This is a genomic window from Streptococcus sp. 10824 (assembly GCF_013276595.1).
GTDB lineage: Bacteria > Bacillota > Bacilli > Lactobacillales > Streptococcaceae > Streptococcus > Streptococcus pseudopneumoniae.
This window is the reverse complement of sequence record NZ_VMLH01000044.1, coordinates 1-12,783: the sequence shown is the minus strand read 5'-3', so window position 1 is coordinate 12,783 and position 12,783 is coordinate 1. Positions and strand designations below refer to the sequence as shown.

General features: G+C 40.4%; 10 protein-coding genes and 3 pseudogenes. 4 read left to right on the top strand and 9 right to left on the bottom strand.

Going from position 1 to position 12,783, the window contains the following annotated elements:
- Window positions 1-86: 86 nt before the first annotated feature.
- The 7 genes from proC to HT701_RS04375 form a co-directional block, all read right to left on the bottom strand.
- Window positions 87-884, bottom strand: coding sequence for a pyrroline-5-carboxylate reductase (gene proC, locus HT701_RS04405; RefSeq protein WP_000689703.1), 798 nt, complete (start codon window positions 882-884; stop codon window positions 87-89).
- Between the two features lie 3 nt (window positions 885-887).
- The gene (locus HT701_RS04400) at window positions 888-2,150 is read right to left on the bottom strand and encodes a glutamate-5-semialdehyde dehydrogenase (protein WP_000254672.1); all 1,263 of its coding nucleotides are present in this window, start codon (window positions 2,148-2,150) and stop codon (window positions 888-890) included.
- A 9-nt stretch (window positions 2,151-2,159) separates the two neighbouring features.
- Window positions 2,160-3,269 (bottom strand): glutamate 5-kinase, encoded by a 1,110-nt coding sequence (gene proB / locus HT701_RS04395; protein WP_240152361.1) that lies wholly within the window; start codon window positions 3,267-3,269, stop codon window positions 2,160-2,162.
- Window positions 3,270-3,369: 100 nt separating this feature from the next.
- Complete coding sequence (gene cbpE, locus HT701_RS04390; protein WP_023936958.1) at window positions 3,370-5,253, bottom strand: phosphorylcholine esterase CbpE; 1,884 nt, start codon at window positions 5,251-5,253, stop codon at window positions 3,370-3,372.
- Window positions 5,254-5,255: 2 nt separating this feature from the next.
- On the bottom strand, window positions 5,256-6,143 hold the full coding sequence (locus HT701_RS04385; protein WP_000403212.1) for an RluA family pseudouridine synthase: 888 nt from the start codon (window positions 6,141-6,143) through the stop codon (window positions 5,256-5,258).
- The gene (gene lspA / locus HT701_RS04380; RefSeq protein ID WP_000745672.1) at window positions 6,133-6,594 is read right to left on the bottom strand and encodes a signal peptidase II; all 462 of its coding nucleotides are present in this window, start codon (window positions 6,592-6,594) and stop codon (window positions 6,133-6,135) included. The genes HT701_RS04385 and lspA overlap by 11 nt, the downstream gene beginning before the upstream one ends.
- Window positions 6,591-7,499 carry a LysR family transcriptional regulator gene (locus HT701_RS04375; RefSeq protein WP_001025687.1) on the bottom strand — a complete coding sequence of 303 codons (909 nt, stop codon included), beginning with the start codon at window positions 7,497-7,499 and terminating at the stop codon, window positions 6,591-6,593. The genes lspA and HT701_RS04375 overlap by 4 nt, the downstream gene beginning before the upstream one ends.
- Here HT701_RS04375 and HT701_RS04370 point away from each other — a divergent pair.
- A pseudogene (locus tag HT701_RS04370) lies at window positions 7,492-7,697 on the top strand (AraC family transcriptional regulator). The gene HT701_RS04375 and the pseudogene HT701_RS04370 sit on opposite strands and share 8 nt — an antisense overlap.
- 51 nt (window positions 7,698-7,748) lie before the next feature.
- Here HT701_RS04370 and HT701_RS04365 read toward each other — a convergent pair.
- The gene (locus HT701_RS04365) at window positions 7,749-8,420 is read right to left on the bottom strand and encodes a CPBP family intramembrane glutamic endopeptidase (protein WP_119920007.1); all 672 of its coding nucleotides are present in this window, start codon (window positions 8,418-8,420) and stop codon (window positions 7,749-7,751) included.
- A 218-nt stretch (window positions 8,421-8,638) separates the two neighbouring features.
- Here HT701_RS04365 and HT701_RS04360 point away from each other — a divergent pair, with 218 nt between their 5' ends.
- Both HT701_RS04360 and HT701_RS11850 read left to right on the top strand, forming a co-directional pair.
- On the top strand, window positions 8,639-9,448 hold the full coding sequence (locus HT701_RS04360; RefSeq protein ID WP_023932748.1) for a Cof-type HAD-IIB family hydrolase: 810 nt from the start codon (window positions 8,639-8,641) through the stop codon (window positions 9,446-9,448).
- Window positions 9,447-10,116, top strand: a pseudogene (locus tag HT701_RS11850) (choline-binding protein C); the annotation flags it as partial. The gene HT701_RS04360 and the pseudogene HT701_RS11850, both read left to right, overlap by 2 nt.
- A 105-nt stretch (window positions 10,117-10,221) precedes the next feature.
- On the opposite strand, the pseudogene HT701_RS04345 reads toward HT701_RS11850, so the two are convergent.
- Window positions 10,222-10,822 (bottom strand): annotated as a pseudogene (locus HT701_RS04345) (transposase); the annotation flags it as partial.
- A 362-nt stretch (window positions 10,823-11,184) separates the two neighbouring features.
- Here HT701_RS04345 and gdhA point away from each other — a divergent pair.
- A complete protein-coding gene (gene gdhA, locus HT701_RS04340) occupies window positions 11,185-12,531 on the top strand; it encodes an NADP-specific glutamate dehydrogenase (protein WP_000199528.1) in 1,347 nt (448 codons plus the stop codon).
- The last annotated feature ends 252 nt before the right edge of the window (window positions 12,532-12,783 follow it).

Genomic DNA, 12,783 nt, shown 5'->3' with positions numbered 1-12,783 from the left:
TTGAGGTTGCAGATGGAAGCTGACGCAGTTTGAAGAGATTTTCGAAGAGTATCAACCACCATAAAAGAGGCAGACAAATCCACCTCTTATTTACCTAGTTCTTGTGTTCGTTTGTAGGCTTGACCAACTGCATCCATGACCGTTCCTCGAAAAGCATGCGCTTCTAGGCTCGCTACACCAGCGATAGTCGAACCGCCTGGGCTGCAAACTTGGTCTTTCAAAACTCCAGGATGTTGCTGACTTTCAAGGACCAATTGTCCAGCTCCTACCACAGTTTGAGCTGCCATTTTCAATGCTGTTTCTCGTGGCAATCCAGTCTGAACACCTGCATCTGCCAAGGCCTCGATAAAAAGATAGACAAAGGCTGGTCCACAACCTGCAAGACCTGTCGCTGCATCTATTAAGCTTTCTCCAAGTTCAACCAAAAGACCAGCCTTGGCTAAAAGCTGACAAAAGAGCTCACTGTCCTCAGCCCTGCAATTAGAAGACAAGGCATAACTAATCACTCCTTGTCCGATAGAAGCAGGGGTATTGGGCATCATACGAATAATTCTGTGCTGACTTGGAAGAAGACTAGCGAGTTTTCCCAAGGTCAATCCAGCTGCCATCGAAATCAAAAGAAGACTCTCTCGTTTTTCAAGGATAGTCTGGTATTGAGAAAGCAAGTCTGAGAACTGAGCAGGCTTCACTCCTAGAAAAATCACATCTGCTTCTGCAAACATTTCTTCATTGCTGGAAGCCTGACCACCAAAGTCTGCAATGAAAGCATCTACCTTAGCTTGACTACGATTGGCAAGGAGAATCTCATCTGACGTCCTAGTCTGCAAGACAGATTTTGCCAAGCTAGCACCCATATTCCCCAAACCGATAAATCCAATCTTCATCTCTTACTCCCTTATCTGTCCATCACCAGTAACCACATACTTGTAGCTAGTCAACTCTTTCAAGCCCATGGGACCACGCGCGTGCAATTTCTGAGTAGAAATTCCCATCTCACATCCAAGACCAAATTGTCCACCATCGGTAAAACGAGTTGAGGCATTGACATAGACAGCTGCAGAGTCCACTTGATCTGTAAAGTAAGCTGCAGCTTCAGCATTTTCCGTTACAATGGCATCCGAATGATGGGTACTATGGGCTTCAATATGGGCAACCGCTTCTTCTAAACTGCTCACAACCTTAACAGCTAAGACATAGTCTAAAAACTCGGTGTCAAAGTCTTGTGCCTCAGCTGCTTGACCTGAAAGAAACTGACTGGCTTTCTCATCCAAGCGGAATTGAATTGGTTCCAACCCAACTTCTTTACGCTCTGCAACTAGAACTTGCTCCAAGCGAGGAAGGAAGCTTGCTGCCTTGTCTTCATGAACCAGCAGAACCTCCATGGCATTGCAAACAGAGGGACGACTGGTTTTAGCATTGTTGATGATAGACAGCGCCTTGTCTTCGTCTGCATCCTTATCCACATAGACATGGACAATCCCAGTCCCTGTCTCGATAACAGGTACAATCGCATTCTCAACCACTGCATTGATCAAGCCAGCTCCTCCACGAGGAATGAGGAGGTCTAGATAGCCCTTGGCCTTCATCATAGCATAACTACTTTCATGGCTAGTATCTTCCACCAGTTGAATCACATTTGGGTGAATAGTAGTCGTCTCCAAGCCCTTCTTCAAGGCTGTGACAATGGCATGGGTTGTTTGATAGGCATCCTTACCACTACGAAGAACAACCGCATTTCCACTCTTAAGAGTCAAAGCAGCCGCATCAGACGTCACATTTGGACGGCTTTCATAGATAATACCGATGACACCCATAGCTACACGTTTTTTTGTGATAACCAAACCATTTTCAAGCTGACTTGTTTCTAAAACTTCACCGATTGGATCTGGGAAGGCAACCACTTCACGAATTCCTCTTGCCATCGCTTCTATACGATCTGCATCCAAATAAAGACGATCCAACATCACATCTGAGATTTTCCCCTTAGCCGCTGCCATATCGAGGGCATTAGCCGCTAAAATTTCCTCAGTAGCAGCCACTAAGTGATCAGCCATGGCTAGCAAGGCTTGGTTTTTCACTTCTTCACTAGCTGTGTTAATCGATTTTTTAACAGCCTGTACCTGTTCAAATTGTTCTTGTCTACTCACCATAGTTTACCTCTAAAATTCTGTAAAAAGTAGTTGGATTTCAGGAGTAATGGAAATCCAGTCGTCACGGTAAATCAAGACACCCTTGGCTTTTTGAGAACGCAACATATCCTCCAAAGCAGATGCTCCAAATTGCACGCGTCCTTTTCCAAGTGATTTTCCACTTTCCTTATCAAATACTGTCACGATATCACCGTAAGAAAAGGCTCCTTCTGCTTCAACGATACCAGATAAGAGAAGACTCTTTCCATGTTGAGAGAGAGCTTCCGCAGCCCCTTTATCAACCCAAATAGAACCTTGACTCTGAGCATAAAAGGCCAGCCATTGTTTCTGGGTACGAAGCCCCTTCTCTTGCGCAACAAAGTAGGAACCATCCTTGGTCTCCTCAGCCGCTTCAATCATGGCATCTGACTTCAAGGATGAGCAGATATAAACAGGAACACCCGATTCTGTCGCAATAGTTGCAGCTTTGATTTTGGTTAACATGCCCCCAGTTCCGTTTGACGAACCAGCTCCACCGGCCATATCGATAATCTCACGATTGATAGTCTCGATTTGCTCCAAACGTTTGGCTCTTGGATCTGAATTAGGATTTCCTGTATAGAGACCATCTACGTCTGTCAAGAGGATCAAAAGGTCTGCTTGGACCATGGCCGCCACCTGTGCACTCAGAGTATCATTGTCCCCAACCTTGAGCTCATCAATAACAACACTATCATTCTCATTGATGATAGGAATCGCCCCACGGCTAAGTAAAACCGACAAAGCCTGATGGGCATTTTTATAACGACGCTTATCTACAAAGTCATCCTGGGTTAGCAAGATTTGTGCAGAAACGATTTGGCGCAAGAGAAGATTGGTCATGTATTCTTCCAACAAAAGCCCTTGTCCTACCGCTGCTGAAGCCTGTTTATCAGCAATTTTAGTCGGACGCTTTTTAAATCCTAAGGCTCCAAAACCAGCCGCAATGGCACCTGAAGACACCAAAATCAACTCATGACCAGCCTCGTGCAGCATAGCCAACTGCTGGGTAATATCCTTTACCTTACTACGTGATAAACTTCCATCCTCATTTGTCAGAGAAGAAGTACCCACCTTAAAGACAATCCGTTTGTATTTCATAGTCTCACTCCGATTATTCATATTTATCCATTATAACATGAATAACAGGAAATAGAAAAGAGTTGATAGGAAAAAGAAGGCCCTAAAACCTTCTTTTCTACTACTGTTCTGATTCCGATTTGTTTACACTCGTTTCAGAGCTTTGTGAAGTTGAGGATGTCAAATCTTGACTAGTTGAAGAATTTGTAACACTTTCATGTTGACTCGTTTCTTTATTTTCAAGATCCTTTTTCACTACTTCTTTGGATTCTTTTATTTCTGAATGACTTGTAGTTTTAATTGTAGCAGATTTCTCGATCGGAACATCCACTAACCAGGCACCACTTGAATCCACAGTATAGCCTTCTGGTGTCTTACCATTCACAAGTAATTGACCATTTTCTTTCAAGAAGTACCATTTATCCTTGTCTTTAATCCAACCTATAGCTCGTGAACCATCTGTCTTGTAGAAATACCAATCATTTGCCTTTTTAAGCCAGCCTTGCTTCATAGCTCCTGATTCTTCTAGATAGTAATGATGTCCAGCAACTTCTATCTCACCTGTCTTCATGATGCCAGTAGAATCCATATAGTACCAGGCTTCTTTATCTTTTACCCAGCCCGTTTTCATTTCCCCTGATGGAGCAAAGTAATACCATTGCCCCTTATATTGAAGCCAACCTGTCTTCATAGAGCCATCAACATCCAAATAATACCACTGCTCTTTATCTTGAATCCAACCAATTTCCATCTGGTTTTCTTTGTTAAAATAATACCAGATTCCAGCGATTTTCTTCCAATTTTTAGCAGCAACACCAGAGTCTGTCAAATAGAACCAACGATTGTTCCATTTTTTCCATTGATTCTGTAATAAGATACCCGTTTGGTTAAAGTAATACCATTCACCCTTAATTTCATTCCAACCGACAGCATATTCTCCTGTAGAATCAGGCGCTTGATACCACCAGTTTCCATATGAACTCTTATGCCAACCAGCTTGAAAACTTGGAATAGGCTTGTAGGAAGTTGAAATGTTTACTAAACCGTCTTGTCGAATATCAAAAACTGTTGCATCATAGTCTTTGCTGGCTGCGTTGATTCTCTCAATTCCTCGTTCTTTGAGCCAATTAACATACTCACTATCAACACCATTTTTCCAAGGTAGACTATCCGAAGTTTGAACAATCAAACTCGGACTCAAATTTTTAATAAAATCCTTGGTATTTGATTTGTTGGTATCATGGTGATGATTAAACTTCATCAAATCAACTTTTCCAATGAGAGGTCCATACTTATCTTCCGCTCCATGCACATTATCTAAGTCGCCCCCAAGGTAAATTTTCTTACCATTGACTTTTACTACGCTAATCAAGGAATTGGAATTATCATCCCAAATTTTCTTTAATTCACCTGATGAATCTGTTTCATTTTCATAATTATATAGTTGAATATCCATGTCTCCAAACTGAAAATGAGCATCTCCTTGTGTGATATTTTGAATAACTGAAACACCTTTTTCAGCAGCAGTCTTTAAAACCTTATCATAGCCATACAGATTATCCCAAAGACGTTCAGGCTTAGTAATACGATTATCACTATATTTCTTAAGATAGACTCGGTCAACTGGATAGGTAGACAGTAATTCATCAACATTTCCAATATGGTCACTGTGGGTATGGGTTACCAAAATAAAATCAAGTTTTTGGACACCCAATTCCTTCAAACGACGAAAGACACGGTCTGTTAGAACATGCTTATAAGTTGTATTGATACCCTGTCTCCATGGATAACGAGAATCACTTCCATCTGGGAAATCATAATCTTCTCCTGTATCCACCATGGCAAAATGTCCATTGCTTTCAAGAATAATCGCATCACTGCCACCTTCATGAACATTTATAAAGTGGATTTTATTTCCTGAACTTTCTTGAGCTTGAACATTTCCATACCATGACAAGCCTAAAAAAGCGCCTGCAAGTGCTAAACTAGTTAATTTCTTTTTCATTCTTACTTCCTCAATCTCTCCAATGTTTCCTTAAAAATTGCTGGGATATCTGCTGTAAATTCTAAGGTCTCACCTGTTCTCGGATGAGTAAAACCTAGAGTCTTGGCATGAAGAAATTGTCCATGCCCCTTAAGTGTCTTACGAGGACCATAGACTTCATCCCCAGCAACTGGATGACCGATATAAGCCATGTGGACACGAATCTGATGGGTACGCCCTGTCTCTAGTTGCAACTCCACTAAGCTATAATCGCCAAAGCGTTCCAAGACGTGGAAACGAGTTACTGCAGGTTTCCCTTTAGCAGTCACAGCCTGTTTCTTACGATCTTTTTCACTCCGGCCAATCGGTGCTTCAATCACACCGCGATCATTGGGCAAATTTCCATGAACAATCGCCCAATATTTGCGGAGAGACTTTTTATCCTTGAGTTCTTGGGCAAGTGCTAGATGCGCCTCATCATTTTTAGCAATCATAAGAAGACCTGACGTATCCTTATCAATACGATGAACAATTCCTGGACGCAGAACCCCATTGATACCCGACAAGTCCTTAATATGATACATAAGGGCATTTACTAGGGTTCCACTAGTATGACCAGCACTCGGATGCACAACCATTCCCTGAGGTTTGTTGACAACAGCCACATCCTCATCTTGGTAGATGATTTCTAGCGGAAGATCCTCAGCCACATACTCTAAAACCTCTGGTTCTGGCACATGGTAAGTGACGACATCGCCCTCTTGGACAGTGTATTTAGCTTTCTTGACTTGGCCATTGACCAAGACCTGGCCTGATTTGATTTGTTCATTCGCGAGACTACGTGATAATTCTGTCAAATCTGACAAAGCCTTATCTAAACGCAGGCCACCAGTTTCAATTTTAATTTCCATTTATTTCCTCTTTTAGCATTGCAATCAATAAAATAATCACTCCAACAGTCAGATAGCTATCTGCCACATTGAAAATTGCAAAATTGATAAAGTCAAGGTGAAACATATCCACAACAAAGCCCTGACTGACCCTGTCAATAAAGTTTCCAAGACCACCCGCGATTATCAGAGTCAAACCCAAGACCATCCAGAATGAGTCCTCCATGTGCTTATGTAGATACCAAATGGCACCTACCACGACGACCAGGGTAATGACAGCGAATAACAACTGCTGATCTTGTAAGATAGAAAAGGCTGCCCCTCGATTTTGCAGGTAGGTCAAGCTAACGAAATTGGGAATCCAGGAGCGCACTTCACCCAGTGGAATCTGTTGGACGATATAGGATTTAACTAACTGATCCAGCGCAATCAAAAGCAGTACAATGACTGCCACTATTCCTCTTTTTTTCATGATTTCCTCTTCTGATTAAAATATTCTTGCATGACTTCTACGAAAAGAGTTCCAGCTTGACTCAGCTCCACTTCTTCACGTTTAACATAGACCATGCGGTTATCTAGGTTATCCTTGAGACGAATAACTGTGATGCCATTCACACTGTCACTATCTAAAAATCCAGAACCTGTCGCATAAGCGTCCGTCCGCTCCAAAATACCATTCAAAGTAGCACGGTCTGTCACATTAAACATCTGCGAGCTCGCGCTGGTATCAACAAAGTTCTCTGAATAATAAAGATACTCGTCTTTCTCTTGCGTGAAACGAACCGTTGGTAGATCCGCTAAATCCTCCATGACCAATTCCTCTTTCTGAGCTAAAGGATGCCCCTCACGGAGATAAATATGGGTATGGAAGGGAATTAGTTCAATAACCTCTAGGCCTAACTTTTCAACCCGTTGCATAATCCCTTTTTTATTTTGATTATTGAGGTAGATAATCCCAATCTCACTGTGACCTTGCGCTACTTCGTCTAAAATTTGAACAGTAGTTGATTCAAAAATACGGAAGTTCTTATAATCAGGATAGCGCTCTGAAAAGGCCGTAATGGTTGGTGGCAAGAAGTCATAGTGCTGACTGGCAATGGAAAATTCATCCTTTTCTTCCTCAGGATGGGCATACTGATTTTGAAAAATATCAAATCCTTTAACCAATTCTTGCGCTTTTTCATAGAATTCCATACCACGACGAGTCAAGAAAGTCCCTGAGCTGGTCCGACGGAAAATCTTAAAACCCAATTCTTTTTCCAAATCACGAACAGAAATAGACAGACTCGGCTGACTAACATACATCTTTTCAGCAGCTTCACGAAAAGTACCGCTATTGGCAATGGCCACAACATAGCGTAATTGTTGAATGTTCATCTTCTACCTCCAACTTCTTTATCTTTTCATTATACCATATTTTAGAAATTTTCCAAAAAGGAAAAAAGAACATCCTATTCTTCTTAACCTTCTTAACTATCTTCACTATCTGCCTTTCTCAAGCCAACCTTATTTTCAAAATCAATTCAAAAAATAACTGGATACACACCACTCCAATATCGAAAAGAAAAACGTTGACTATTTGTGAAAAAAGAAAATGCCGGAAAGTTCCGACATTTTTTTAGTAAGCTAACTTCCTGAAAATAGGAGTAACCATACATTCCAGAAGGCAGTGATATTGATGAGAATATGAACTAGTATTGGATAGTAGAGATTTTTTGTCATGCGATACAGTAGAGCTAAAATGAGACCTCCACTAGCATAAATGAAAAAAGCAAGAGGAGTTAAAGCAAAATTGATATGAATATAACCGAAAATAATAGCAGAAAGCAAGACATCTCCGTACCAAGGCGAGTTTTTGAAAAAGGTTGTCATAAGCACACCGCGATAAATCAATTCCTCAGCAATAGGGCCGATGAAGCAAGCCATGAGCAAGAAATAGGGTAATTCCTGTCTCCCTATCATTTCTATCGTTTCATTCAAAGAAATTTGATTTGAAGACGAGGGTATGAAATAAGACAAGAGGACGTCAGACATATACAAAATGATGTAACCCAGTAAAAGGTAGATAAAGTGCCTCAGCTGCCATTTGAAATGAAAAGTCTTCTTTCCTGCAAAAACTAGTAGATAGATGACCGCTAATAAAAGACCTCCACTCTCCATCCAAAGCAGAATCTGAAAAAATTCACGACTTGCTGGTAGATAGGGCTTTGCGAGGTGATTGAAAATTCCCCAAAACCAAGTTGATTTGTAAAAAATTAAGGATAATGCTAGTAAAATTTGAATAGCCCGTTTTTTCATATTGAATCCTCTGTTTTCCTTGACTAGCTTATTGAATAGAATGGTTTGCTTAATTGAATCACAAGTTTAGTATAGCATATCTTGGCCAAATATCCTCTTCAAATCATGAATTGTTATCAAAACATCCTAAACTGTAAAATCAATTAGCCCCAAGCTTCCTATCAATTTCTTCTCCAAAATATGCTATAATAATACCAAAAGATAAAGAAGGAAGTCTTATGATTAAACTACTAGCCTTGGATATGGACGGAACCCTCCTCAATGAAGCCAAGGAAATCCCACAAGCTCACATTATTGCTATTCACAAAGCCATTGAAAAAGGTGTCAAATTGGTTCTCTGTACGGGTCGCCCGCTTTTCGGTGTCCTCCCCTACTACAAAAAACTGGGGCTTGATCTCCAGAATGAGTATGTGATTGTTAACAACGGTTGTTCAACTCACCAGACTAGCGACTGGGGCTTGGTTGACTGGCAAGAACTTAGTCCAGCAGACATCGAATACCTCTATGACCTAGCTGAAAAAAGTGATGTTCAGTTGACTCTTTTTGATGAGGAACATTATTTTGTCCTCGGTGGCAAACCTAATGAAATCATTCAAAATGATGCCAAACTAGTCTTTTCAGACCTGACTGAAATTTCTCTTGAGGAAGCGACTAGTGGCAAGTTTCGTATGTTCCAAGGTATGTTTTTAGGAACAGAGAGCCAAACAGACGATTTTGAGCAGCGTTTTGCTGAAGAGCTTTGCCAACGATTCAGTGGAGTTCGTTCGCAGCCTGTCATTTATGAAGCAATGCCGCTTGGAACGACAAAGGCTACTGCTCTTTCACGACTAGCTGAGATTTTGAAGATTGATTCCTCAGAGATTATGGCCATGGGCGATGCTAATAACGATATCGAAATGCTCCAATTTGCAGGGCTTGGGATTGCAATGGGAAATGCCAGCGATTATGTCAAATCTCTTGCGGATGCCGTTACCTCAAGCAACGAAGAAGACGGCGTTGCGCGTGCTATTGAGAAATATATTCTATAAATCTCGTAGCGGAGCAAATGTCTCTGATCAAACTGGACACTACGAATCCTTAATCAATCCAGAATTGACCTATATGGGTTTGGCAGCCTTTGAAAACCCTGTTACTCAAAATGGATGGATTACCGTTGCACAAAGTTTCGGAACATCATCTGGTGGCTCTGAAGAATTAGCTGGTGGTTATGGAAAAGCCATTCAATACATAGAAGCCTACTCTTCTCAGATTCAAACATTTGCGACTAAGGCGAATCTTTTTGACAAAAATTTGAAGGCTATCGGAACTCATAAAATCAAAAATGAAAATAAGAGTACAACGAATAATTCCTACAATTTCTTTAACCAAATGCAAGAAGTAGGTAAAAGTATGGTTTTTTGGCGACAAGCTGGCTCGCGTTGGTAGTTTATGCAACTTGATGGGATGTTACCCTTACAATCAGTGGGCAAAATTAGATAATATCTGGTATCGCTTCGATAGTTCAGTCTGGATGCAAGCAGGTTGGTTGAAAGACGGTGAGACTTGGTACTATCTCGACGGTTCAGGTGCTATGAAAACAGGCTGGATGAAGGTATCTGGCAAATGGTACTATGCTTATAGCTCTGGTGCTCTAGCAATCAATACGACTACACCAGACGGTTACCGTGTTAATTACAATGGGGAGTGGGTAGGATAATTTAACTACAACAAAAAGACTCTATGCTATCTTATAGTGAGTAATCTTCACTTTCAGATAGTATAGAGATTTTTATTTACCTAGTATAGCTCTTATCTTAGGCGTTTATAACAAATTGAAACAAGAGTGGGACAAAAGAGCCTCGTAAAAGGTCTTGCAACTTGGTAATACCTTTTTGATATGAGCCCATGTTTTCTCAATAGGATTGTACTCAGGTGAGTAGGGAGGAAGGGGTAAAAGTTTATGCCCAAACTCTTCACACAAGAGTTCTATCCTAGCCATTCTATTGGAATCTTGCATTATCCATAATAATAACTGATGGTGTATTTAATGTTGGTAAGAGAAATTTCTGAAACCATGCTTCAAAAAAGTCGCTCGTCATCCTCTCTTCGTAGGTCATTGGAGCGATTAACTCACCATTTGTTAGCCCTGCAACCAAAGAAATCCTCTGATATCTTCTTCCAGATACTTTACCTCTTATTATCTGACCTTTTAAAGAGCGACCATATTCTCGATAAAAATAAGTATCGAATCCTGTTTCATCAATATAAACAGGTGCTAATTGCTTTAAACTATTAAAATTCTTAAGAAATAAAGTTACTTTTTCTGGGTCTTGTTCATGGATAGTATAGTACTTTATGGTTACCGAACAAGTCTAATGAAAAAATTCCGATGATAGTTCTAAATCTTAATAACCGTTTGGGTTCCATGATCCAACTCCAGCAAGACATCTATACTTGTATAGAAAATTCTGCCCTGAATAAGGAGATGTAAATATTGCTTTCCTCCAAAATGGTCATAGTTTTACTGGCAAATCTAACATATCACGGATAAATTAACAAGTGATTTCTGAATTGCTAAACATTTTCTTTTCTTATAGCATATTTTCAGATTTTCTCTTTGAGAAAGATATTTACAAGAAAAAGGTTCGTTTTTTGTCTATTTTCAAAAAGTCTTAAAACTAAATTGAAAGAATTTTTAGAAAATTTTTGTTTTTCTCTTTACAGTTTAAAAAAATTCTGCTATAATAGCTCATGTAATAAAATATGACAACAAAAGGAGAACGATATGACATCTGCTAAAGAATATATCCAAAGCGTGTTTGAAACTGTAAAAGCTCGTAATGGGCACGAGGCTGAATTCCTCCAAGCTGTTGAAGAATTTTTCAACACTTTGGAACCTGTATTTGAAAAACACCCTGAGTATATCGAAGAAAATATCTTGGCACGTATTACTGAGCCTGAGCGCGTAATTTCTTTCCGTGTTCCTTGGGTTGACCGTGATGGAAAAATTCAAGTAAACCGTGGTTACCGTGTTCAATTCAACTCAGCTGTTGGACCATACAAAGGAGGACTTCGTTTCCACCCAACTGTAAACCAAGGGATTTTGAAATTCCTCGGATTTGAACAAATCTTCAAAAACGTCTTGACTGGACTTCCAATCGGTGGAGGTAAAGGTGGATCAGACTTCGATCCTAAAGGTAAAACAGATGCTGAAGTGATGCGCTTCTGCCAAAGCTTCATGACTGAGTTGCAAAAACACATCGGACCATCACTTGACGTACCTGCTGGTGATATCGGCGTAGGTGGACGTGAAATTGGTTACCTTTATGGTCAATACAAGCGTCTTAACCAATTTGATGCTGGTGTCTTGACTGGTAAGCCTCTTGAATTTGGTGGTAGCTTGATTCGTCCAGAAGCAACTGGTTACGGTTTGGTTTACTATACTGAAGAAATGCTGAAAGCTAACGGTAATAGCTTTGCTGGTAAGAAAGTGGTTATTTCAGGTTCTGGGAACGTTGCTCAATACGCTCTTCAAAAAGCGACTGAACTTGGCGCTACTGTCATCTCTGTATCTGACTCAAACGGTTATGTCATCGATGAAAATGGTATCGACTTCGATCTTTTGGTTGATGTTAAAGAGAAACGTCGTGCTCGTTTGACTGAGTATGCAGCTGAGAAAGCAACTGCAACATATCACGAAGGTTCTGTATGGACTTACGCTGGAAACTATGATATTGCGCTTCCATGTGCTACTCAAAACGAAATCAACGGTGAAGCAGCTAAACGTTTGGTTGCTCAAGGCGTTATCTGTGTATCTGAAGGTGCCAACATGCCGAGCGACCTTGATGCCATCAAAATCTACAAAGAAAATGGTATCTTCTACGGACCTGCCAAAGCTGCCAACGCTGGTGGTGTAGCCGTTTCAGCCCTTGAAATGAGCCAAAACAGTCTTCGCCTCTCATGGACTCGTGAGGAAGTTGATGGACGTCTCAAAGACATCATGACAAACATCTTCAACACAGCTAAAACAACTTCAGAAACATATGGTCTTGATAAAGACTATCTTGCAGGAGCAAACATTGCTGCATTTGAAAATGTAGCAAACGCTATGATTGCCCAAGGTATTGTTTAAGATTCATTTGCTTAATCCTCAATCGCTTCGATTGGGGATTTTTATCTTGAGTTAAACGGTTGGGAAATTCTAATTTAATTAAATTAAATGAAATAAAAACCGAACAAATTGATTGCGGAATTCAAACCAATTTCTAACAATGTTTTATAAAACTCAGTGGACTATTCTAAATTCAATCTATTTTATACTTTTCGAAAATCTCTTCAAACCACGTCAGCGTCGCCTTACCGTAGATATGTTACTGACTTCGTC